Origin of the sequence: Micromonospora sp. BL4 (assembly GCF_003667505.1) — a bacterium.
In the GTDB taxonomy this organism is placed as follows: Bacteria; Actinomycetota; Actinomycetes; order Mycobacteriales; family Micromonosporaceae; genus Micromonospora.
Genome location: NZ_RCVJ01000102.1, coordinates 1 through 20,194, shown reverse-complemented (window position 1 = coordinate 20,194; position 20,194 = coordinate 1). Strand labels below are relative to the sequence as shown.

21 protein-coding genes and 1 tRNA gene are annotated in these 20,194 nt (G+C 72.1%); 11 read left to right on the top strand and 11 right to left on the bottom strand.

The window, feature by feature from the left end:
* Window positions 1-62 precede the first annotated feature (62 nt).
* The 4 genes from EAD89_RS09850 (at window position 63) to EAD89_RS09835 (ending at window position 3,653) form a co-directional block, all read left to right on the top strand.
* Window positions 63-779 carry an FKBP-type peptidyl-prolyl cis-trans isomerase gene (locus tag EAD89_RS09850; RefSeq protein ID WP_121655805.1) on the top strand — a complete coding sequence of 239 codons (717 nt, stop codon included), beginning with the start codon at window positions 63-65 and terminating at the stop codon, window positions 777-779.
* A 187-nt stretch (window positions 780-966) separates the two neighbouring features.
* Window positions 967-1,791, top strand: a complete 825-nt coding sequence (locus EAD89_RS09845) for a hypothetical protein (RefSeq protein ID WP_121675505.1) — start codon at window positions 967-969, stop codon at window positions 1,789-1,791.
* A gap of 32 nt (window positions 1,792-1,823) precedes the next feature.
* A complete protein-coding gene (locus EAD89_RS09840; RefSeq protein ID WP_121675499.1) occupies window positions 1,824-2,480 on the top strand; it encodes an HAD family phosphatase in 657 nt (218 codons plus the stop codon).
* A gap of 159 nt (window positions 2,481-2,639) precedes the next feature.
* Complete coding sequence (locus EAD89_RS09835; protein WP_121675498.1) at window positions 2,640-3,653, top strand: NADPH:quinone reductase; 1,014 nt, start codon at window positions 2,640-2,642, stop codon at window positions 3,651-3,653.
* Window positions 3,654-3,840: 187 nt separating this feature from the next.
* Here EAD89_RS09835 and EAD89_RS09830 read toward each other — a convergent pair whose 3' ends face one another.
* A complete protein-coding gene (locus EAD89_RS09830) occupies window positions 3,841-5,490 on the bottom strand; it encodes a fatty acid--CoA ligase (protein WP_121675497.1) in 1,650 nt (549 codons plus the stop codon).
* Window positions 5,491-5,546: 56 nt separating this feature from the next.
* Here EAD89_RS09830 and EAD89_RS09825 point away from each other — a divergent pair, with 56 nt between their 5' ends.
* The gene (locus EAD89_RS09825; protein WP_121655809.1) at window positions 5,547-6,038 is read left to right on the top strand and encodes an NUDIX domain-containing protein; all 492 of its coding nucleotides are present in this window, start codon (window positions 5,547-5,549) and stop codon (window positions 6,036-6,038) included.
* A 52-nt stretch (window positions 6,039-6,090) separates the two neighbouring features.
* Here EAD89_RS09825 and EAD89_RS09820 read toward each other — a convergent pair whose 3' ends face one another.
* Window positions 6,091-7,122, bottom strand: coding sequence for an aldo/keto reductase (locus tag EAD89_RS09820; RefSeq protein WP_121675496.1), 1,032 nt, complete (start codon window positions 7,120-7,122; stop codon window positions 6,091-6,093).
* Window positions 7,123-7,241: 119 nt separating this feature from the next.
* Here EAD89_RS09820 and EAD89_RS30695 point away from each other — a divergent pair, with 119 nt between their 5' ends.
* Window positions 7,242-7,874 (top strand): TetR/AcrR family transcriptional regulator, encoded by a 633-nt coding sequence (locus EAD89_RS30695; RefSeq protein ID WP_199723484.1) that lies wholly within the window; start codon window positions 7,242-7,244, stop codon window positions 7,872-7,874.
* Window positions 7,875-7,924: 50 nt separating this feature from the next.
* Here the strand turns inward: EAD89_RS30695 and EAD89_RS09810 are convergent, their stop codons facing one another.
* Together EAD89_RS09810 and EAD89_RS09805 are read right to left on the bottom strand one after the other, a co-directional pair.
* Window positions 7,925-9,601, bottom strand: a complete 1,677-nt coding sequence (locus EAD89_RS09810; RefSeq protein ID WP_121655811.1) for an MDR family MFS transporter — start codon at window positions 9,599-9,601, stop codon at window positions 7,925-7,927.
* A gap of 136 nt (window positions 9,602-9,737) precedes the next feature.
* On the bottom strand, window positions 9,738-10,280 hold the full coding sequence (locus EAD89_RS09805; RefSeq protein ID WP_121655812.1) for a type 1 glutamine amidotransferase domain-containing protein: 543 nt from the start codon (window positions 10,278-10,280) through the stop codon (window positions 9,738-9,740).
* A gap of 200 nt (window positions 10,281-10,480) precedes the next feature.
* Here EAD89_RS09805 and rfaE2 point away from each other — a divergent pair, with 200 nt between their 5' ends.
* Window positions 10,481-12,328 carry a D-glycero-beta-D-manno-heptose 1-phosphate adenylyltransferase gene (rfaE2, locus tag EAD89_RS09800; protein WP_121675495.1) on the top strand — a complete coding sequence of 616 codons (1,848 nt, stop codon included), beginning with the start codon at window positions 10,481-10,483 and terminating at the stop codon, window positions 12,326-12,328.
* Window positions 12,325-13,203 (top strand): glycosyltransferase family 2 protein, encoded by an 879-nt coding sequence (locus tag EAD89_RS09795; RefSeq protein ID WP_121655814.1) that lies wholly within the window; start codon window positions 12,325-12,327, stop codon window positions 13,201-13,203. The genes rfaE2 and EAD89_RS09795 overlap by 4 nt, the downstream gene beginning before the upstream one ends.
* An 18-nt stretch (window positions 13,204-13,221) precedes the next feature.
* Here EAD89_RS09795 and EAD89_RS09790 read toward each other — a convergent pair whose 3' ends face one another.
* From EAD89_RS09790 to EAD89_RS09780, 3 genes are read right to left on the bottom strand one after another with little or no spacing between them, the layout of a single operon-like run.
* Complete coding sequence (locus EAD89_RS09790) at window positions 13,222-14,328, bottom strand: glycosyltransferase family 9 protein (RefSeq protein WP_121675494.1); 1,107 nt, start codon at window positions 14,326-14,328, stop codon at window positions 13,222-13,224.
* A gap of 8 nt (window positions 14,329-14,336) precedes the next feature.
* A complete protein-coding gene (locus EAD89_RS09785) occupies window positions 14,337-14,885 on the bottom strand; it encodes an Hsp20/alpha crystallin family protein (protein ID WP_121655816.1) in 549 nt (182 codons plus the stop codon).
* Window positions 14,885-15,388 (bottom strand): DUF2231 domain-containing protein, encoded by a 504-nt coding sequence (locus EAD89_RS09780; RefSeq protein ID WP_121675493.1) that lies wholly within the window; start codon window positions 15,386-15,388, stop codon window positions 14,885-14,887. Before EAD89_RS09780 ends, EAD89_RS09785 begins: the two co-directional genes overlap by 1 nt.
* Window positions 15,389-15,551: 163 nt before the next feature.
* Between EAD89_RS09780 and EAD89_RS09775 the strand changes: the two genes are divergently transcribed.
* Window positions 15,552-16,169: a pyridoxamine 5'-phosphate oxidase family protein gene (locus tag EAD89_RS09775; protein WP_121655818.1), complete on the top strand. Its 618-nt coding sequence runs from the start codon at window positions 15,552-15,554 to the stop codon at window positions 16,167-16,169.
* 51 nt (window positions 16,170-16,220) lie between these two features.
* Here the strand turns inward: EAD89_RS09775 and EAD89_RS09770 are convergent, their stop codons facing one another.
* A complete protein-coding gene (locus EAD89_RS09770) occupies window positions 16,221-16,628 on the bottom strand; it encodes a VOC family protein (protein ID WP_121675492.1) in 408 nt (135 codons plus the stop codon).
* 235 nt (window positions 16,629-16,863) lie between these two features.
* On the opposite strand from EAD89_RS09770, the gene EAD89_RS09765 reads away from it, so the two are divergent.
* Both EAD89_RS09765 and EAD89_RS09760 read left to right on the top strand, forming a co-directional pair.
* Window positions 16,864-17,337 carry a hypothetical protein gene (locus tag EAD89_RS09765; protein WP_121675491.1) on the top strand — a complete coding sequence of 158 codons (474 nt, stop codon included), beginning with the start codon at window positions 16,864-16,866 and terminating at the stop codon, window positions 17,335-17,337.
* A gap of 27 nt (window positions 17,338-17,364) precedes the next feature.
* The gene (locus tag EAD89_RS09760; protein WP_121675490.1) at window positions 17,365-18,009 is read left to right on the top strand and encodes a class I SAM-dependent methyltransferase; all 645 of its coding nucleotides are present in this window, start codon (window positions 17,365-17,367) and stop codon (window positions 18,007-18,009) included.
* Between the two features lie 45 nt (window positions 18,010-18,054).
* Here the strand turns inward: EAD89_RS09760 and EAD89_RS09755 are convergent, their stop codons facing one another.
* The 3 genes from EAD89_RS09755 to EAD89_RS09740 all read right to left on the bottom strand — a co-directional run bounded on the left by EAD89_RS09755 (window position 18,055) and on the right by EAD89_RS09740 (window position 20,080).
* Complete coding sequence (locus EAD89_RS09755) at window positions 18,055-18,702, bottom strand: sigma factor (protein WP_121675489.1); 648 nt, start codon at window positions 18,700-18,702, stop codon at window positions 18,055-18,057.
* A 165-nt stretch (window positions 18,703-18,867) separates the two neighbouring features.
* The gene (locus EAD89_RS09750; RefSeq protein WP_121675488.1) at window positions 18,868-19,236 is read right to left on the bottom strand and encodes a hypothetical protein; all 369 of its coding nucleotides are present in this window, start codon (window positions 19,234-19,236) and stop codon (window positions 18,868-18,870) included.
* A 770-nt stretch (window positions 19,237-20,006) separates the two neighbouring features.
* Window positions 20,007-20,080: transfer RNA gene (locus EAD89_RS09740), tRNA-Thr, on the bottom strand.
* Between the last annotated feature and the right edge of the window lie 114 nt (window positions 20,081-20,194).

The following is a 20,194-nucleotide window of genomic DNA, read 5'->3' as shown; positions in this document are numbered from 1 at the left end:
GGGGTGGGCACGGTGGGCCGTCAGGCGGGTACCGTGTGCGTCGGCTTTCCCCCCGGCACCGGGTGCCGGCCACACCTTCGCAGCAGGGAGTCGACGACGTGAGCGAGCGCACGCAGCAGAACAGGTCGGAGGGCCAGAGCCCGGCAACCAAGGCGGGGCGACGGCTGGCCGCCCAGCTGGCAGCGCAGAAGGCGGCCGAGGCGAAGCGGCGCCGTCAGGCGTGGGCCGGCGGGCTGGCCGGCGTCGCCGTCGTGGCGGTGCTGATCACCGTCTTCGTGCTGGTCGGCGGGGGCGACGACAAGCCCGCGAACCAGGCCGGCGCGACCCCCTCCGCGTCCGCCTCCGCCCCGGCTCCGGACGAGGCGGCCGCGCCTCCCGCCCCCCAGCTGCCGGAGGGCGCCGACCCGGCGCTGGGCAGCAAGCCGACCGTCGAGGCCGGCAAGGGTGAGCTGACGAAGCTCGCGGTGACGCCCCTGATCAAGGGCACCGGCCCGGCGGTCAAGAAGGGCCAGACCATCACCACGAACTACGTGGGCGTCTTCTACAAGGACGGCAAGGAGTTCGACTCCTCCTGGAAGGCCGGCCAGCCGGCCACCTTCCCGATCGGCGTGGGCCAGGTCATCCCCGGCTGGGACCAGGGCCTGGTCGGCGTGACCGTGGGCAGCCGGGTGCAGCTCGACATCCCCGGTGAGCTGGGCTACGGCAACGACGCGGCCGCTGCGGGTGGCCGGCCGACCGGTCCGCTGCGCTTCGTGGTGGACGTGCTCGCCGCCCAGTGACCCGTCCGGATCGCCCCGGTTGTCACCTGAGCGCGATGGACTTGTTCACATGGGGCTTCCGGCCCGTCACCTACCGGCAGTAGGTTCGGCGTCACCCCGGGCGGTTCGCCGCCCGGGGTGAGCATCCGGACGGGACACGGAGGTGCACGTGACGGCGCTCGACGAGCCCGGGCGGGTCGCCCGGTTGATGTGGACGCACTTCGAGCCGGTGCACGCCGTCACCTACTTTCACCCCCGGGCACGAGCGGCGTACGAGGCGGTCGGGCTACGCGGCTACTGGCGGGGCTACTTCGCCGGCCGGTCCGCGCCGCTGGGCGCCACCGACGCAGCCCCGGTGATCTCCGCCTTCTTCAATTTCGCGCCGCCGATGGTCAGCCGGGCGCTGCCGGCGGTGTGGCGGTTGGCCACTCCGCAGGAGGCGTTGCGGGCCCGGCTGACCGGCGCCGTGCAGGCCCTCGCGGAGCTGACCTACGAGCTGCCGGAGGCGCACCTGGCGGAGGCCGCCGACCTGCTGGAGCGGGCCGCCTCGGTGGCGCAGACCGCCGGCCGGCTGCTCGGTGCGGTCAACGCGGCTCTGCCGATCGGGGAGTACCCGCTGGCCCGGCTCTGGCAGGCCGCCACCACGCTGCGCGAGCACCGGGGAGACGGGCACGTGGCGGCGCTGGTGGCCGCCGGCCTGGACCCGGTGGAGACGCTGGCGTGGCGGGTCGCCGTGGACATGTCGCCGCAGAACCTGCTGGGCCGGGGCTGGTCCGAGGAGCAGTGGCGGGCCGCCCGCGAGCGGCTCACCCAGCGGGGCTGGCTGACCCCGGACGGCGCGGCCACCGACCACGGCCGGACCGGTTTCCAGGCGATCGAGGACGCGACCGACCGGGCGGCCGAGCACCCGTGGCGGGCGCTCGGCCCGGACGGCACGGACCGGCTGCGCGAGCTGCTGGAGCCGATGGCCCGGGCCTGCCACACCGTGATCCCGGCCGGCAGCCCGATCGGGCTTCCCGCGCTGCCCGGCTGACCGGCGGCCCACCGGTCCGGCAGGATGGGCCCGTGGTGGATGCGGTGGTCTTCGACCTGGACGGCGTGATCGTGGATTCCGAACCGGTGTGGGAGGAGGTCCGGCGGGCGTACGTGGCGACGCACGGCGGTGCCTGGCAGCCGGACACCCAGCGCCGGTTGATGGGCATGAGCACCAGCGAGTGGGCCCACTATCTCAGCGGCGAGTTGGGCGTGGCACGCACCGCCGCCCAGGTCGCCGACGAGGTGGTCGAGGAGATGACCCGGCGCTACCGGGAGCACGTACCCCTGATCGACAGCGCCGACCAGGTGGTGCGCCGGCTGGCCGCGCGGTGGCCGCTGGGGTTGGCCACTTCGTCGCCGACCCGGCTGATCGCGGCGGCGTTGGCCGCGACCGGCCTGACCGACGCGTTCGCCACCACCCTGTCCACCGAGGAGACCGAGCGGGGCAAGCCGGCGCCGGACGTGTACCTGAGCGTCGCGGGGCGGCTGGGCGTCGACCCGGGCCGCTGCGTGGCGGTGGAGGACTCGTCCAACGGCGTGCGGTCGGCTGCCGCAGCGGGGATGCGGGTGGTGGCGGTGCCGCACGATTCGTACCCGCTGGATCCGGACGCCGCCCGGTTGGCCGCGGTGACGTTGGGTGCGGTCGGTGAGCTGACCCCGGAGCTGGTGGACGACCTGGCTGGCTGATGTACGACGCATCACCCGTTGTCCGGTCCCTCCCGCCTCGCGTGCGGTTATACGGTTTCCAGGGACCGGTGGGGCCGGCATGACGGGGACTGAGCGGGGTACCGCAGCCGGCGGTGCTCGACCCGGGTGCCACCCGCCGGACGGGTGAGGAGACCACGGATGAAAGCCATCGTGTACGAGCGCACCGGCGATCCTTCGGTGCTGAAGTTGGTCGACCGGCCGGTGCCGGAGCCGGGGGCGGGCGAGGTCCTGGTCCGGATGGCGGTCTCCGGGGTGAACCCGACGGACTGGAAGGCCCGCCGGTCGTTCCCCCTGCCGGCCGGTTGGCAGATCCCCGGGCAGGACGGGGCGGGCGTGGTGGAGGCCGTCGGCGCCGGGGTCGACCCGGATCGGATCGGCGAGCGGGTCTGGATCTGGGAGGCGGCCTGGCAGCGGCCGTGGGGCACCGCGGCGGAGTACACGCTGGTGCCGGTCCGGCAGGCGGTCCGCCTCGGTGACGCCTCGTTCCAGCTGGGCGCCAGCCTGGGCATCCCGTTCCTGACGGCGCACCGCTGCCTGACCGCCGGCGAGTTCATGCCGGACACGTTGCGGGCCGGCGCGCTGGCCGATCACACCGTGCTGGTGCAGGGCGGGGCGGGAGCGGTCGGCAACGCGGCGATCCAGCTCGCCCGTTGGGCCGACGCCACGGTGATCACCACGGTGAGCAGCGCCGAGAAGGCTCAGCTCGCGGCGTCGGCCGGCGCCTCCTACGTGATCAACTACCGGGAGCAGGACGTGGTCGAGGAGATCCGCAAGATCGCTCCCGACGGGGTGCACACGATCGTCGAGGTCTCCCCGGCCCGCAACGCCCCGACGGACGTGCAGGTGCTCCGCAACGGTGGCGCGGTCTGCGCGTACGCCGACGACGGCGCGGCCGAGCTGACCGTCCCGATCCGGCCGCTGATGGTGGCGAACGCCCGGTGGCAGTTCGTGCTGGTCTACACGGAGCCGAAGGCGGCCAAGGCGCACGGCGTACGGGACGTGGCCGCGGCGGCGGAGCAGGGCGGCATCCGGGTCGGCACGGACGCCGGCCTGCCGCTGCACAACTACCCTCTGGCCGACACGGCGGCAGCGCACGAGGCGGTGGAGAGCTCGGTGGTGGGCAAGGTGCTGATCAGCACGAGTGACGCCTGATCAGGTCGCTGACCACCCGATTTCTCCGTCATCAGGACAAAGGAGAAGAAGTTTCGCAACAATGACGGTGCGGGTCGCCCCGCGTGAAACGGGCGGCCCCGGCGCGGTGCGAACGCCGGGGCCGCCCCTGGGGAGGAATGTTTCAGGAGTACCCCTGCCCCAACAGGCGACGGTGCCTGGAAAAACGTTACGGGGCTGTCAGCTCCCGGACAGTCAGCTCGCCCCCGGCGTACCGCGAACGGACGACCTTCTTGTCGAACTTTCCGACGCTGGTCTTCGGCACCGTGTCGATGAACGCCCACCGCTCGGGCAGTTGCCAGCGGGCCACCGAGCCGGCCAGGAAGTCGCGCAGCTCCTCGGCGGTCACCGAGGCGCCCTCCCGGACCACCACCGTGGCCAACGGTCGCTCGTCCCACCGCTCGTCCGGCACACCCACCACACAGGCCTCCAGCACCGCCGGGTGGGCCATCAGCGCGTTCTCCAGCTCCACCGACGAGATCCACTCACCGCCGGACTTGATGACGTCCTTGGCGCGGTCGGTCAGCGTGATGTATCCGTCCGGTGAGAGCGTCCCCACGTCGCCGGTACGCAGCCAGCCGTCGCGGAACTTCTCCTCGTCCGGGGCGTCGTCGCCGACGTACCGGGCGGTCACCCACGGCCCGCGGACCTCCAGCTCGCCCACCGCGCTGCCGTCGGCGGGCAGCGGCTCGCCCAGCGGGCCGACGATCCGCGCCTGCACCCCGGCCGGCACGCGACCCTGCGTGTAGCGGTAGCGCCACGCCTGCTCGCCGGTCGCGCCGGCCGGTGGACGGGAGACCGAACCCAGCGGGGACATCTCGGTCATGCCCCAGGCGTGGATGACGTCGATGCCGTGCCGCTCGTCGAAGGCGTGCATCAGCACCGGCGGGCAGGCCGAGCCTCCGACGATCACCTCCTTGAGCGAGGAGGTGTCCACGTCGTGACTGTCCAGGTGGGCCAGCAGGTCGGTCCAGATGGTCGGGACCGCGCCGGCCAGGGTGGGCCGCTCGGCGGCGATCATGTCGGCGATCGGTGCGGCCTGGAGGAACCGGTCCGGCATGATCAGCGAAGCGCCGGAGAGGAACGCCGCGTACGGCAGGCCCCACGACATGGCGTGGAACATCGGCACGATGGCCAGCTCCCGGTCGGTGGGCCCGAGACCGAAGCCCTCCGGCATGCAGACCTGCAACGAGTGCAGGTAGATCGACCGGTGCGAGTAGGCCACGCCCTTCGGGTTGCCGGTGGTGCCGGAGGTGTAGCAGAGCGCCGCGGCGTCGCGCTCGTCCACCTCGGGCCAGTCGAACACCTCCGGCCGGTCGGCGAGCAGCGCGTCCCAGTGGTGCACAGTGATCCGGTCGCCGGCCGCCGCCACCAGCGGCGCCGGGTCGCCGCCGCCGACCACCACCACGTGCCGCACCGTGGCCAGCTCGCCGATCACGCGGGCCAGCAGCGGAATGAGCGTGCTGTCGACCAGCACCACCCGGTCCTCGGCGTGGTTGGCGATGTAGGCGACCTGGTCGGGAAAGAGCCGGATGTTGAGGGTGTGCAGCACCGCGCCCATGCTCGGCACCGCGAAGTAGGCCACCAGGTGCTCGTTGTTGTTCCACATGAAGGTGGCGACCCGCTCGTCGCCGGTCACCCCGCACTCGTCGCGCAGTGCGTGTGCCAGCCGGGCGGCCGCACGGCCCACCTCGGCGTACGTCATCCGACGGGGTTCGGCGCCGGTCCAGGTGACCACCTCGGCCGTGCCGTGCACGGTGGCGCCGTGGTCGAGGATCCGGGAGACCTGCAGAGGGGCGTCCATCATCGTGCTACGCATGGGTAACAAGCTAGTGTCGCCGGTCACAGCTTGGGAACCCCCGTAAATTGTCGCAGGTGAGCATCTCCTGGGCCGACTCCTACGTGGGGCAGTTGCGCGCGCTCGCCGGGGACCGGACGCTGATGTTCGTCGGCGCCCGCGCCGTGGTCCGCGACAACGCCGGGCGAATCCTGCTGATCCAGCGCTCGGACAACGGCCAGTGGGCCATGCCGGCCGGGGCGATGGAGCTGGGCGAGTCGATCGCGGACTGCGCGGTGCGGGAGGTCCGTGAGGAGACCGGGCTCCGGGCGTTGCGGGTCTGCGCGTTCGCCCTCTACACCGGTCCGGACCGGACCAGCACCAACATGTACGGGCACACCTACCAGGTCTTCACCACGGCGTTCCGGGTGGAGGAGTGGGACGGCCAGCTGGCGCGGGTCACCGACGAGACCACCGACGCCGGCTTCTTCCCCCGGGACCGCTTCCCCGCCCCGCTCTCCGCCTCGGTCAACGAGACCCTGGCCGACCTGGACGTCTTCGAGCAGACGAACCGGCTGATCCTCAAGTAGGTCGGTGCCGCCTCGCCCGGTCCGGCGTCAGGCGCCGGACCGGGCGGGTGGGTCACTGCGGCAGGCGGGTACCGGCGAACGCCTCCTGGATCCAGTTCGGGTACGCGACGGGCAGCTTGCTGATCTCGTCCAGCTCGGCGAGATCCTGCGCGGTGAGCGTGAGGTCGGAGGCGGCGATGTTGTCCACCAACTGCTCCTGCTTGCGGGCGCCGACGATGACGCTGGTCACCGCCGGCCGGGAGAGCAGCCAGGCGACCGCCACCCGGGCCGGGCTGACGCCGTGCCGCTCGCCGATGGCCTTGAGGACGTCGACCACTCCGAAAGCGTGCTCCGGGTCGAACGGCGTGAAGCTGGAGTAACCGGGCTGGGCGCTGCGCGAGCCGCTGTCGGCGACCACGCTGTCCCGGCCGACCTTGCCGGAGAGGAAGCCACCGGCCAAGGGGCTCCAGACGGTCAGCCCGACACCCTCGTCGAGCGCCATCGGCACCACGTCGCGCTCCACGTCCCGGCCCAGCAGGGAGTAGTACGACTGCACGGAGACGAAGCCGGCCAACTGCTCCCGGGCGGAGATGCCCAGCGCCTTGGAGATCTGCCAGGCGGCGAAGTTCGCGCAACCGATGTACCGGACCTTGCCCTGCCGGACCGCGTCGTCCAGCGCGCGCAGGGTCTCCTCCATCGGGGTGACGTGGTCGAAGTTGTGGAGCTGGTAGAGGTCGATGTGATCGGTGCCCAGCCGCCGCAGGCTGTCCTCCAACGCCTGCATGACGTGCAGCCGCGAGGTGCCGACGTCGTTCGGGCCGGGACCCGTCCGGGCGTGCGCCTTGGTAGCGATCACCACGTCGCGACGCCGCTTGCCGAGCGCCTGGCCGAGCAGTTCCTCGCTCTCCCCGTCGCTGTACATGTCGGCGGTGTCGACGAAGTTGACGCCCGCGTCGAGCGCGGTGTCCACCAGCCGCTGGGCGTCGGGCAGCGCCAGCGCACCCAGGGTGCTCCAGATGGGGTGTCCGCTGCCGCCGAAGGTCATCGTGCCGAGCGAGATCTCCGAGACGTACACCCCGGTGTTGCCCAGCAGTCGGTACTCCACGCGTTGCTCCTCGTCGGTCGGGGCCGTGTCAGCCCACTTCCTGGTCACTTTGTCGGACAGTGTGTCCGGCAACCAGCGTACGTCGCCGCTCCGACCCCCAGCCACCTAGGATTCCGACCATGCCCTCGATCACCCGACGTCGCCCGCGCAACCCCGACGGCCGTGCCGCCGTCGAGGCGCGGGTGCTGGCCGCCACCGAGCGGCTGCTCCAGCAGGGGGCCCGCTTCACCGACCTCGGAGTCCAGCGGATCGCCGCCGAGGCGGGGGTCGCCCGGTCGACCTTCTACACGCACTTCCGGGACAAGAGCGAGCTGCTGATGCGCCTCGCCGCGACCATGCGGGAGACCTCCTTCGACCGGGTCCGCGAGTGGGACCCGCACACACCGGGCGACCCGCTCGACGCGCTCACCGAGGTCTTCACCGACGTGATCCGGATCTACCGGACGTACGCCCCGGTGCTGGCGGCGATCAACGAGGTCGCCGCCTACGACGAGGTCGTCCGGGAGTACTGGGCGGGCGGGTTCGAGCAGTTCGTGGCGCGCACCGACGAGGCGCTCCGCGCCGAGCAGCGGGCCGGGCGTACCCCGGCGACCGTGGACGTGGGGGCCGCGACCCGGCTCATCGTGCTCGGCGGCGACCGGTTCCTCGCACACCACGTCGGCCTGGTGCCGGCCGACCCCGACGCCGACGCGGCGGCCGCCCGCGAGCTGGCCGCCACCTGGTGGTACGGGGTCTACCGCCGCCCCGGCTGACCGCCGACCGCCCTGGACCGGGTCCGGGGCGGTCGCGGTACGCGGTGCGGTCAGATCATCGTCTGGGACTTGGCCTCCATGTCGGCGGCCGCCTCCTCCTTGGACTCGCGGGTCAGCGGCTTGCCGCCCGACGCCGGAGCCTCACCGCCGAGCGGGTCGGCACCGCCCTTGGCGCCCTGCGGGCCGGCGCCCCGGAGCTGGTCGTTCGGCAGCGCCACGGTCACCAGCACGGCCACGATGGCGATCAGGCCGGCGGTCAGGAAGACCATGTCCAGCGCGTCGACGAACGCGTTCTGGATCGCCGCCCGCACCGGCCCGGGCAGGGCCATGATGGTTGCCGGATCATTGATCGAGATGTTCGTGCCGCCACTCGCCGCCACCTCCGCCTGCTGCTGCGGCGGGAGCTGGGCGATGGCGCCGGGCAGTCGGTCGGCCAGTCCCCCGGCGAGCCGCGAGGAGAGCACCGCGCCGAGGATCGCGACGCCGAACGAACCGCCCAGCGACCGGAAGAACGTGGCCGACGACGTGCCGGCGCCCAGGTCACGCACGGAGACCGCGTTCTGCACCGCGAGGACCAGCGACTGCATGCACAGGCCCAGGCCGACGCCGATCACCACCATGTAGCCGAAGGCGATCCAGAGCGAGGTGCCGACCGCCAGCTGGGTGAACAGGAACATGCCGACCAGCAGGGTCACCGACCCGGCGACCGGGAACCACTTGTACCGGCCGATCCGGCTCATCGCCCGCCCGGTGAGGATCGAGGTGACGATGATGCCCGTCATCATCGGCAGCATCAGCAGACCGCTGCGGGTCGGCGAGGCGCCCTTCACGATCTGCAGGTACAGCGGGATGAAGATGATCGACCCGAACATCACGAGGCCGAGCACGAAGCCGGCCGAGTTGGCCAGCGCGAAGGTGGCGCTGCGGAACAGCCGCAACGGCAGGATGGGTTCGGCGACCCGGGCCTCCTGGAGCACGAAGAGCACGGCGAACACCGCGCCCGCCACGAAGAGGCCGATGATCACGCCGGAGCCCCAGGCGTACTCGTTGCCACCCCAGCTCAGCGCGAGCAGCAGGCAGCTCACGCCGGCGACGAGCAGGCCGGCGCCGAGCCAGTCGATCGCGTGGTCCCGTCGTTCGAACGGAATCAGCCGCATCACGTGGTAGCAGACCACGATGGCCAGGATCGCCAGCGGCACGTTGATGTAGAAGATCCACCGCCAGTCGGTCTCCGCGAAGTAACCACCGACCAGCGGGCCGGCCACCGACGAGATCCCGAAGACGGCCCCGAAGAGACCCTGGTAGCGGCCCCGCTCCCGCGGCGAGACGACGTCCGAGATGATCGTGAACGCCAGCGTCAGCAGACCACCCGCGCCGATACCCTGGATGCCCCGGGTGACGATCAGCTGGGTCATGTTCTGTGACAGGCCGGCCAGCAGCGACCCGACCAGGAACGTGCCGATCGAGAAGAGGAAGACCGGGCGGCGCCCGTACAGGTCGGCCATCTTGCCGTACAGGGGCGTCGACGCGGTCGAGGCGAGCAGGTACGCGGTGACCACCCACGAGTAGTGGTTGATCCCGCCCAGCTCGCCGACGATGGTCGGCAGGGCCGTGCCGACGATGGTCTGGTCGAGGGCGGCCAGCAGCATGCCGGTCATCAGACCGATCATGAGCAACCGGATCTGCTGGCGATTCAGCACCGGCGCGGCAGAGGCTTCGGTGGTCATGGGCCCTTCTTTCCCGACCAACGCGGAACATGCGTCGAACCAGGAAAAACCGTCCCCTCCCCCGCCCAGTTCGATCATGGCCCTGGCGGCGCGTCGCGCCGGCACGCACCATGATCAAGCCGGGCGGGTCAGCAGGTCAGACGGCGAAGGCCTGGGTGATTCTCTGGCAGAACGCGGGGAGGTCACCCGGGTTGCGGCTGCTGGTCAGGTTGCCGTCGGTCACGCACTCCTCGTCGACCCACGTGGCGCCGGCGTTGGTCAGGTCCGTACGCAGGCTCGGCCAGGAGGTGATCCGCCGGCCGCGCACCACGTCCGCCTCGATCAACGTCCACGGGCCGTGGCAGATCACCCCGACCGGCTTGCCCGCGTCGAAGAACGCCCGCACGAACCGCACCGCATCGGCGTCGGCACGCAGGAAGTCCGGGTTCGCCACCCCGCCGGGCAACACCAGCGCGTCGTAACCGCCGGCGTCCGCCTTGTCCGCGGTGACGTCCACGTCGTACGTCTTGGACTGGTCAAGATGGTTGAAGGACTGGATGGAACCGGCCTTGAGCGAGACCAGCTCGACCGTCGCGCCGGCCTTCTCCACCGCCTCGCGCGGCTGGACGTACTCGACCTCCTCGACGCCGTCGGTGGCCAGGAAGGCGATCCGCTTGCCCTGAAGTGTCGTCGCTGTCATTCCGATGCATCTCCTCTCCGGGGGGTACCTGAACTCCCTTCCCGGACCCCGAAGCCCGAAACGCCCACCAACGGTAAGGAAGGGCACCTTGGTGACGCCCGCGGTAGAGGAAGGCTCCTTCGCAACACAGCGCCGCGCCGCCGCGCCACGGTGATCATCGCGGAGGTTTGACCCCAGGGCCGCTGGGGACCCGGGGAGGCATGGCAGGAGCAGCAGCGGAACACCGCCGGCTCGCCACCGTCGTGGAGAGCTGGCTGGGGCGCCCCGTCCTGATCGTCGGCGACGCCATGTTGGACGAATGGCGGTTCGCCGACTCCGACCGGCTCTGCCGGGAGGCGCCCGCCCCGGTCCTCACCCTGCGACGGCGGATCTCCGCAGCCGGCGGGGCCGCGAACACCGCCGTCAACGTCGCCACCCTCGGTGGACGGGCGGTGCTGGTGGCACCGGTCGGCGCCGACGTCGCCGGCGACGAACTGCACGACTGTCTGGACCGCGCCGGCGTCTGGGACCGTACGGTCAACCAGCCCGGCCGGCCCACCCCGGTGAAACGGCGGATGCTGGCCGGCAACCAGATCCTGCTCCGGGAGGACTCCGGCGACCCGGACGACGCGCTCGCCCCGGACGGGGTGACCCGGCTGCTCACCGCGTTGGACTGCGCCACCGAGGAGCTGCGCGCCGCCGCCGGCGGGGAGGCGCCGACCCTGGTGGTCTGCGACTACGGCCTGGGCGCCCTGCCCGCGCCGGTCCGCGCCTGGCTGGTCGAGCAGCGGGAGCGCTACGCCACCGTCGCGCTGGACGCCCATGACCTGGCCGACTGGCGGGGGCTCGCGCCGACCGTGGTCACTCCCAGCTTCGCCGAGGCGACCCGGCTGCTGGCCCGCGCCGGTGGCGCGACCCGGCCGACGGCCGGCGTCGAACTGCACCTGGAACACCCCGACAGCGACCCGGCGGACGGACCGTCGCAGTTGAGCGTGGGCGCCGCCCCGGGCGGGGCGCGGGCCGACGCGGTCAGCGCCGGAACCATCCCGGACCCGACGCGGGCAGGCCGACCGGGGCCGATCGGCGAGCCGACGCTCAGCGAGGGCCAGGTGGCCCTCACCGGCGACGGGCTGAGCGTCACCGGCGCCGGCGTGACCGTGAACACCGAGGCCGGGGAGGGCGTCGACCGGGCCGTACTGGCCGAGGCGCGCCTTGCCGATCTGCGCGCGCACACCGGCGCCGACGTGGTCGCGGTGACCCTGGACACCGAGGGCGCGGTGGTCGGCGGCGCCGACGGCGAGCCACGGCGCAGCCACAGCACCCCGGTGCCGGCGAGCCACGCCGTTGGGGCCGGTGACGCGTACCTGGCGGCGATGACGCTGGCCCTGGCCGCCGACGCGCCGCTGCCCACCGCCGCGCAGCTCGCCCAGTTGGCGGCCACCATCACCGTGTCCGACACCGGCACCTGCGTGTGCCGGCGGGAGGACCTGCTCACCGCGCTCGACCAGCCACCGGAGACCACCGGGCACCCGGCGCTGGTCGGCGCCGACGAGCTGGACGCGATCGTCGCCGAGCATCGCGATGCGGGACGGTCGGTGGTGTTCACCAACGGCTGCTTCGACGTGCTGCACCGCGGGCACGTGCGCTACCTGGAGCAGGCCCGCGCGCTGGGCGACCTGCTCATCGTGGCGGTCAACTCGGACGGCAGCGTACGCCGGTTGAAGGGCTCGGACCGGCCGGTCAACCCGGTCGAGGACCGGGGGGCCCTGCTCGCCGCGCTGTCCTGCGTGGACCACGTGGTGATCTTCGAGGAGGATTCGCCCGCCGCGCTGATCGAGGCGGTCCGGCCGGACGTCTACGTCAAGGGCGGGGACTACCCGCCGGAGCTGGTGCCCGAGGCGCCGCTGGTCCGCCGGCTGGGCGGCCAGGTGCGAACCCTGGGGTACGTGCCGGACCGGTCCACCTCGGCAATCATCGAGCGGATCCGGTCGCACAGCCAGGACGCGTCGTCGCACGCCACGGACCGGGAGCCTGACCCGTCGCTGCGCACCCGCAGCCAGGCGTCGTGAACCGCCCCCTCGACCTCGGCGCCCCGGAGGAGTTCCGCGCCGACCGGCTGGTCGACGTGCTGATTCCGACCCGGAACCGGCCCGCGGAGCTGGCGGTCACCCTGACCGGCCTCGCCGCTCAGGAGGGTGTGCCCGGTTTCGGGGTCGTGGTCAGCGACCAGTCCGACGGGGATCCCGCGTACGCCCACCCGGCCGCCGCCACCATGGTCCGGGCGCTGCGACACCGGGGCCACCCGGTGCTGCTGACCCGCCGGCTGCCCCGGCGGGGGCTGGCCGAGCACCGGGCGTACCTGCTGGCCGCCTCGGCCGCCCGGTACGTGCTCAGCCTCGACGACGACGTCTGGCTGGAGCCGGGGACGCTGCATCGGCTGGTCACCGCGATCGGGGAGCTGGGCTGCGGGTTCGTCGGCAACGGCGTGCACGGGCTCTCGTACACCGACGACCGGCGGCCGGAGACGCACGCGCACTACGAGGAGTGGATCGGCCGGCCCACACCGGAGCGGATCCGGCCGGGCACCCCGGAGTGGAACCGGGCCCGCATCCACTCGGCGGCCAACCTGCTGCACGTCACCGGAGAGTTGGCGCTGCCCCCGGGCGCGTGGCGCGCGTACAAGATCTCCTGGATCGGGGGATGCGTGCTCTACGACCGGGCCAAGCTCGTCGACTCCGGTGGCTTCGACTTCTGGCGGCGGGTGCAGGAGAAGCACCAGGGCGAGGACGTGGCCGCCCAGCTGTCGGTGCTCGCCCGACACGGAGGCGCCGGCATTCTGCCCAGCGGCGCCTACCACCTGGAGTCCCCCACCACGGTCACCGACCGGGACGTCGAGGCGTGGGAGGTCGTACTCGCCGACGAGGACACCCCTCAGCCGGCCTGAGTTCCGGTGAGCGCGCCCTTACGACTGGAGCAGCTCCCGGGCGGCCTCCAGCACCTCGATCGTCGGGACGTCGCTGACGAAGGAATCCCGGTGCGGGCACTCGCCGTCGCCGGGTCGGTGCGGGTAGATGCCGGGCGTGCAGTCCACCCCGCAGACCGGGCAGTGCACCGTCCAGGAGCAGATCGGCCGGTGCCGGCCACGCAGCGGGTTGCCCGTGTTGATCAAGTTGCCGACCCAGTACACGCCGACCGTCGGCGCGCCCACCGCGGCGGCCAGGTGCAGAGGGCCGGTGTCGTTGGAGACGACCAGGGCGCAGCCGGCGTAGCAGGCGGCCAACCCACCGAGGCTGAGCGTGCCCACCTGCGGCCGGACCGGCACCCCCGCCGCCTCGACCACCCGATCCACCACCTCCCGCTCGCTCGGCGTACCGGTGACCAGCACCTCGTAGCCGTCGCCGTGCAGCTCGCGGGCCACCTCGCCGAACCGCTCGGCCGGCCAGCGGCGGCGGGTGTCGGTGGCGCCCGGATGCAGCGCCACCCGGGGCCGGTCCGGCGTGCCGAGCACCTGGTTCGCCTCCGCCCGGTCGGCGTCGGTCACGGCCAGCGCCGGCACGAGCGTGGTCGCCGGCGCACCCACCAGGGCCACCGCCTCCAGGTAGCGGATCACCTCGTGCTGGTAGTAGACGTAGCGGACCCACCGGTCGAGCGGCGGCGCGTCATCGGAGCGCAGCCCCACGGTGACCCGGGCGCCGAGGCGGCTGACCAGCGGATTGGAGTTGGCGCCCCCGCCGTGGATCTGCACCGCCAGGTCGAAGCCCTCACCGGTGGCCGCGGCCACGAAGTCGTCCATCGACGACTCCGCCTCACCCGCTTCCGGCGTACGGATGCCCGGCGCCGGCGGCACCACCAGCACCCGGTCCACCGGGCCGGGGCGATCGCGCCAGAGCTTCGCGTGCCACGGCGCCCCGAGCAGCACGAGCTCCGCCGCCGGGTACGCGGCGCGCAGCGCGTCCAGCGCCGGCAGGGCGAACAGGAAGTCGCCGAGCGCGTTGGCGCGTAACACGGCGATCCGCCGCACGTCGGGAACGCGCCCGGCCGTCGGGCCGAGCAGGGACGGGGTGACCACGCGGTCCGCTACGGCCGGTCGATCTCGCCGACCGTGTCCGGGCGGTGCAGCTCGCGGTCGGCAGCGGGATCGGCCGGCATCGGCGTACCCCCGGAGAGGCCGCCGGAGCGCGGCCCGGTCCGGCCGACGGTGATGGTGCGCGGCTGTGGCCGGACCGCCCGGGGCAGCCGGACCCGGAGCAGGCCGTGGTCCATCACCGCGTCGATGCCCTCCGGGTCGACCCGGGACGGCAGGTCGATGCGGTATTCGAAGCCGCGGGTCTCGAAGCCGCCCGGGATGCCCTGATCGGCGTTGACCTCCGCCTCGGAGCGGGCCCGCACGCACAGCTCCCGGTCGTCCAGCTCGACCGCCACCTCCTCCGGCGCCACCCCGGGCAGCCGGACGACGACCTCCCAGCCGTCCGAGGTCTCGGTCAGCTCGACGTCGGACGTTCCGGCCCGACCGCCGACCAGCCGGCTCAGCTCGGCGCGCAGCGACTGCAGCTCGCCCATCGGATCCCAGCCCTGCTGCCGGCCCCGCCATCCCCGGCCGAAGCCGCCGGTCTGCTGCTCGCTCATCACACCTCTCCGATCCGCTGAGTGGCCGCCGGTGGCCGTAGTGAGCTGGGCGCGTCCAGACCGGCCTCGCGGTCGACGCCCACGCCGAGCCGGTCGACCAGCTCTCCGCCGAGCCAGGCGCTGATGCCGAGGATGGCCACCGCGACCACCTCGATGGCGATCAACGAACCGCCGGCGGCCCGGGAGTCGGCGTTGAGCCGGACCGTCCAGACGGCGGCGAAGAGCAGGATCACCGCGACGTTCGCCCCGGCGTGCAGGAGGCCGACCCGCTTGGCGCGGGTGCCGGTCGGGATCGCCAGCAGGTCGAACGAGCCGGCCGCCGCGGCGAGCAGGCCGCCGATCAGGCCGACCGTGATGTTCCAGTACGCGACCTCGCCGAGGAAGTCGGGCCCGCCGACCGTGTCGATCACGTCGAAGAGCACCGCGGTGACCAGCAGCGCGACCGGGAACATGACCAGCATCGGATGGACTGGGTGACCCAGCACCTTGAGTCGGCTCTCCATCTCCCGGCCTCCACTGGTCGGCTTGCTGCGGACGGTTCGTGCGGCGGGCGCGTCGGGTGAGGCCGTACCCCGGGCGACCGGGGGCAAACCTCGCGCTGGTCACGCCCGCCTAGGCTGACGAAGGGTGGCCCGCCACCCGGGTCAACGGCTGGGGGAGGATCACGTGACGGTGGAGATCACCTCGCACGAGGAACTGCGCGAACTGCTCGGCGTGCCGCACCCGCGGGCTGCCAACAAGGAACGCACCCGCCTGCACGAGCGGGACCGCGAATGGCTGGCCGCCTCGCCGTTCTGCCTGGTGGCCACGGCCGGGGCGGACGGCAGCTGCGACGTGTCACCCAAGGGCGACCCGGCCGGTTTCGCCCTGGTGCTCGACGACACGACCATCGCGCTGCCCGAGCGGCCGGGCAACAAGCGGGCGGACGGCTACCGCAACATCCTGGACAACCCGCACGTCGGGCTGCTCTTCATGATTCCCGGTCGGACCGACACGCTGCGGATCAACGGGCGCGCCCGGCTGGTGCGCGACGCGGCCTGGTTCGACGACATGGTGGTCAAGGGGCACCGGCCGGTGCTCGCCGTTGTCGTGGAGATCGAGCAGATCTTCTACCACTGCGCGAAGGCGTTCCTCCGGTCCGCGCTGTGGCAGCCGGAGACGTGGCAGCCCGACGCTCTGCCGTCCCGGGCACGCCTGATCAAGGAGGTCGAGGCGCCGGTGGAGAGCCTCGAAGACCTGGAACGGCACTACGGCCCGGAGTACGCCAGGAAGATCTACGTCTGATCCCGCCGCCCGCAGCGCGGCCCACACGGACGTCGACAGACGTCACGCCGGTCAGGACGCCGGCTCGGCGTGCACCATCCACAGGTGACCGTCCGGGTCGGCGAAGGCGCCGGCGTACCCCCAGGGTTGTGCCTCCGGCTCGGTGACCACCTCGGCGCCGGCGGCGCGGGCCCGCTCGACGATCGCATCCGCGTCGGCGGGCGAGGCGACGTCGAGGCTGAGCACGCACTCGCTCTGCCCCCGCGTGGCGACCTCGTGCCGGCCGATCACCCACCCGAAGCCGCCGGTCGGAATGAGCATCAGCCGCAGGCCGTCGTTGACGACGAACTGCAACGGCTCCGGGATGCCGTCGTCGGCCAGCTCTCCCACCGTCTCCAGACCGAGCGCTTCGCGGTAGAAGCGGTGCGAGGTCGGGCGGTCGGCGATGGGAAGGCTGATGGTCACGGGCGCGAAGGACATGGAACGGGCTCCTAGGTGTCGGGCGGACGCTGTCTCCAGGATGGACGGAATCCGGCACCGAAAGTCATCGGTCCGCCGGGGCGGACACCGAACATCGCTCACCCGGGGCCGTGGACACGCACCGCGTGGTGACGCGGTGAGTAGCGGCGCTCAGGCGCGTGGCGGGAAGTCACGAAATTCTGCACTGATGCCATCGACAGCCGAGAACTCCGTCCCACCGCGGTCGGCTCCCGCCGTGCCGCGCCTGGTGAACCCTCACCGCCTGGCGGTGGGGCAGATGGTCGTGGTCGGTGCGACGGCCGCTCTGTTCCTGCGCGGAACCACCAGTGGCCCGTGGGTGCTGCTCGGGCTCTTCGTCGGGTTGGAGGTCGTGCTGCTCGCCGGCGCCGTGGTGCTGCTGACGTTGACCTACCTGCTCGGCACCCTCACCCGCCACGGGTCGCGGCTGACTGAGAACCCCGGCGGCCGATGCGCCTGGACCGTGGCCGTCTGGGCCGGGGGCGCCGCACTCGTCGGCTTCGGACATGCGGCCCTGGGTCATCTGGGCTTCGAGGCGGACCGGTATCCCGAAGTCGGCCACTGGCTGCTGGGCCTGGCGGTGGCGCTGGTGGTGGGTCTTCTCGGCCGGTCACGACAGGTACGCGTCGGCTCGGCCGTACTGATCGCGCTCTTCGTCGTGGTCATCGTCGCGCTCCGAGCCGTCGACTGATCACCTCCCTGATCTAGCGTTGCCGCCATGAACGTCGAAGGCTGGTTGGCAGACACCCGCACCTCCTACGACACGGTCGCCGCCAGTTATGCCGACGTGGTACGCAACCTCCTGGCCGAGACACCCTACGAACGAGCGACTCTGGCGTTGTTCGCCGACCTCGTGCTCGCCGTCGGTGGCGGGCCGGTCGCGGACGTGGGCTGCGGAACAGGACGTATCACCGCCCACCTGCACGGGCTCGGCGTCGACGCCTTCGGGATCGACCTGTCACCGGGAATGATCGAGGTCGCTCGGCGCGATCATCCGGGCCTGCGGTTCGAGGTGGGCTCGATGACCGAACTCGATCTTGCCGAGGCGTCGGTCGCCGGCCTGGTCGCCTGGTATTCGCTGATCCACGTCCCCGACGACCAGGTCGGCTCGGTCCTCGCGCACTTTCGGCGGGTGGTGCGGCCCGGCGGCCCGCTGCTCGTCGGCTTCCACGTCGGCGACGAGACGAGGCTCAAGACGCAGGGCTACGGCGGGCACCCGATGAAGGTTCACGTCCACTACCGCCAGCCCGCGCAGGTGGCGCAATGGCTGCGCGAGAGCGGATTCGCGGTCGAGGCGCAGATGACCCTCACATCGGCCGAGAGCCGGCTCGGGGGGATTCTCTTCGGACGCCGCCAGTCCTGACCGGGCCGAGCCGTCTTCGGACGGCTCGGCCCCGCTTGCGGTTCGTCAGGGGGTCACCCGGGTAGCCGGGCTGTCGCCCGGCAGGCCCGACATGTTGGCCTCGACCGGCGGCAACGGGGCGGTGCCGAGGATGCTGCCGTCCGGGGAGTACGCGGTGAGGGTGGCCGGCTGATCCGGCGGTATCCGGGTGGTGCCGGCGTTCGACGCGTCGAGGGTGACCGTGGCGGGGGGTTCGCCGTCCACCGTGACCGTGACGCGGGCCGCGCCCGGCGGAGCGATCACCCGCACCCGGTCGGTCGGCGTGCGGACGCCGTTGTCGGCCCGGATCCGCCAGCCGACCGGTCGCTGGTCGGCGCCCTCGGCCGGCAGCAGCAGCCGCAGGTCGGTCGACCAGCCGGTGCGATCGTCGCCGTGCAGGGCGTACGCGATCACCCCGCCGCCAGCAGGCTCCAGCGGCCGTCGCCGACGCCGCCAGGAGATCGCCGTGTTGACCATCGCCCGGCGTACGTAGACCTCGGGCGCGTCCCTGCGCAGTACCCGCCCCCAGCGTCGATGGGTCTTCTCCAACGCCGACTGCGCCAGGTCCTCGGCCGTCCCCCGGTCGCCGGTCAGCAGGTAAGCCGTTCGGAGCAACGGCTCCCACTGTCGTTGGACGAACAGCCGGAACTGTTCGTCGTCCTCGTACCGACTCACGCCACCTCCAGGTCGCGTCCGCCTCGCGTTTCGGTGCGGATGCAGAGTGAGACGCGATCGGCGCGCCCGGGGTTGAGCGCAAGGCCGGTACACGGGCTGTTCGGTGCGGACCTGGACGCCGTCACCAACCGGGCCGACGAGGCCGGTCGCGGCGCGGGAAGCCGGTCAGGCAGAAGGGCTGGCGGATCCACCTCGCGCGGGTACCGGCGACGGCGTGCCGTTCACACAGCTCTCGATGAACAACTCCTCGCCCTCTTTCAGCAAGGCGACTCTTTCGACGTCGGTCCCGACGTGGGGCGCGTCGTGGCCGTTCGGTCCGTCGTAGAGATGTTCGTAAGCGCCGTAGCACTCCTCCCGGTCCCCCGGGGTTCCGTGACCCTGGCTGCCCTTCTTCACGGCATGCAGTTCGGCCCCACGCTGAGCCATCTTGTGCAGGTACTCCATCTGCTCCTCTTGCGAGGCACTGCTGCTGCACGCGGTGACGAGTGCCGCGAGGGACAGGGACAGGGCCGCTGCCGCGTAGCGCTTCACCATGGGCGCGGAGTGTATCAACCACCCTTGATGTCCATGGGAAGCACCTGTGCGCTCGACTGCTTTACACCGCCCAGAACGGCGGGCCGCTGCGCACCACCAACTTCCGGTCCGTCGTGATGCAAGGTTTGTTTCGATCCGGGTGCAGCCCTCATCGAAGCCGGACAGGACCTCGACCCCGGCCAAGCTTGCTCCCTGTTCTCTCAGATGGTCGAGCTTCAAGGTCGGCCGCCGGGGACGTCGTGGATCGTGACCGTGTTGCCGAGCCGGGACGACCCGCAAGCGGTCTCCGGCCAGATGCGCTCGGCCGGGCGCTTCACCTCGTTAATGGTCGCCGACACGTCCGGGCTCGACGAGCCACTACCCCTCGACCCCGTGGCCGAGGCAACCAAGCTGGTCCATCGCCGAGGCCTTGGCTGACCCGCCCGGTACAGCTGGTTGAGATGCCGACTGCAGGCCGAGCCCATTTGACCTGTCATCGGCCTCCGTGCGCTCACGCTCCGCGGTTCCTCGTCGACGAGCTGGCCGCGCACGTCGCCGGAAAGGGGCGTGAGGATCTGGTACAGCGGATGCTCGGGCACGCCTCGGCGTCGAAGACGCTGGACGTGTACGCGGGTCTGTTCGGTGACGACCTGGACGCGGTCGCCAACCGGCTGGCCGAGGCGGTCGCGGCGCGAGATGCGGACTATTTGCGGACTGGCACGGCCGGCGGCCAGGTTGTCGACCTTGGGAAACGGCGAAGCCCAGGTCTTCTGACCTGGGCTTCTGTACCGAGCCGCCTGACGGAATCGAACCGTCGACCTACGCATTACGAGTGCGTCGCTCTAGCCGACTGAGCTAAGGCGGCAACGATCGTCAAGTGTACGGCACCCCACGGCCCTCGCCCGAACGGGATACCCCTCCCCCGCCCGCCGTCACCAACCGGACATCTGCCGCCAGCTGGACGGTCACCGGACAGCGG

Excerpts from the sequence above, each read along its gene's own strand:
- EAD89_RS09845 (WP_121675505.1), top strand. The coding sequence starts at position 967 with ATGTGGACGCACTTCGAGCCGGTGCACGCCGTCACCTACTTTCACCCC.
- EAD89_RS09835 (WP_121675498.1), top strand. The coding sequence starts at position 2,640 with ATGAAAGCCATCGTGTACGAGCGCACCGGCGATCCTTCGGTGCTGAAG.
- EAD89_RS09830 (WP_121675497.1), bottom strand. The coding sequence starts at position 5,490 with ATGCGTAGCACGATGATGGACGCCCCTCTGCAGGTCTCCCGGATCCTC.
- EAD89_RS30695 (WP_199723484.1), top strand. The coding sequence starts at position 7,242 with ATGCCCTCGATCACCCGACGTCGCCCGCGCAACCCCGACGGCCGTGCC.
- EAD89_RS09810 (WP_121655811.1), bottom strand. The coding sequence starts at position 9,601 with ATGACCACCGAAGCCTCTGCCGCGCCGGTGCTGAATCGCCAGCAGATC.
- EAD89_RS09805 (WP_121655812.1), bottom strand. The coding sequence starts at position 10,280 with ATGACAGCGACGACACTTCAGGGCAAGCGGATCGCCTTCCTGGCCACC.
- rfaE2 (WP_121675495.1), top strand. The coding sequence starts at position 10,481 with ATGGCAGGAGCAGCAGCGGAACACCGCCGGCTCGCCACCGTCGTGGAG.
- EAD89_RS09785 (WP_121655816.1), bottom strand. The coding sequence starts at position 14,885 with ATGAGCGAGCAGCAGACCGGCGGCTTCGGCCGGGGATGGCGGGGCCGG.
- EAD89_RS09780 (WP_121675493.1), bottom strand. The coding sequence starts at position 15,388 with ATGGAGAGCCGACTCAAGGTGCTGGGTCACCCAGTCCATCCGATGCTG.
- EAD89_RS09770 (WP_121675492.1), bottom strand. The coding sequence starts at position 16,628 with ATGTCCTTCGCGCCCGTGACCATCAGCCTTCCCATCGCCGACCGCCCG.
- EAD89_RS09760 (WP_121675490.1), top strand. The coding sequence starts at position 17,365 with ATGAACGTCGAAGGCTGGTTGGCAGACACCCGCACCTCCTACGACACG.
- EAD89_RS09750 (WP_121675488.1), bottom strand. The coding sequence starts at position 19,236 with ATGGTGAAGCGCTACGCGGCAGCGGCCCTGTCCCTGTCCCTCGCGGCA.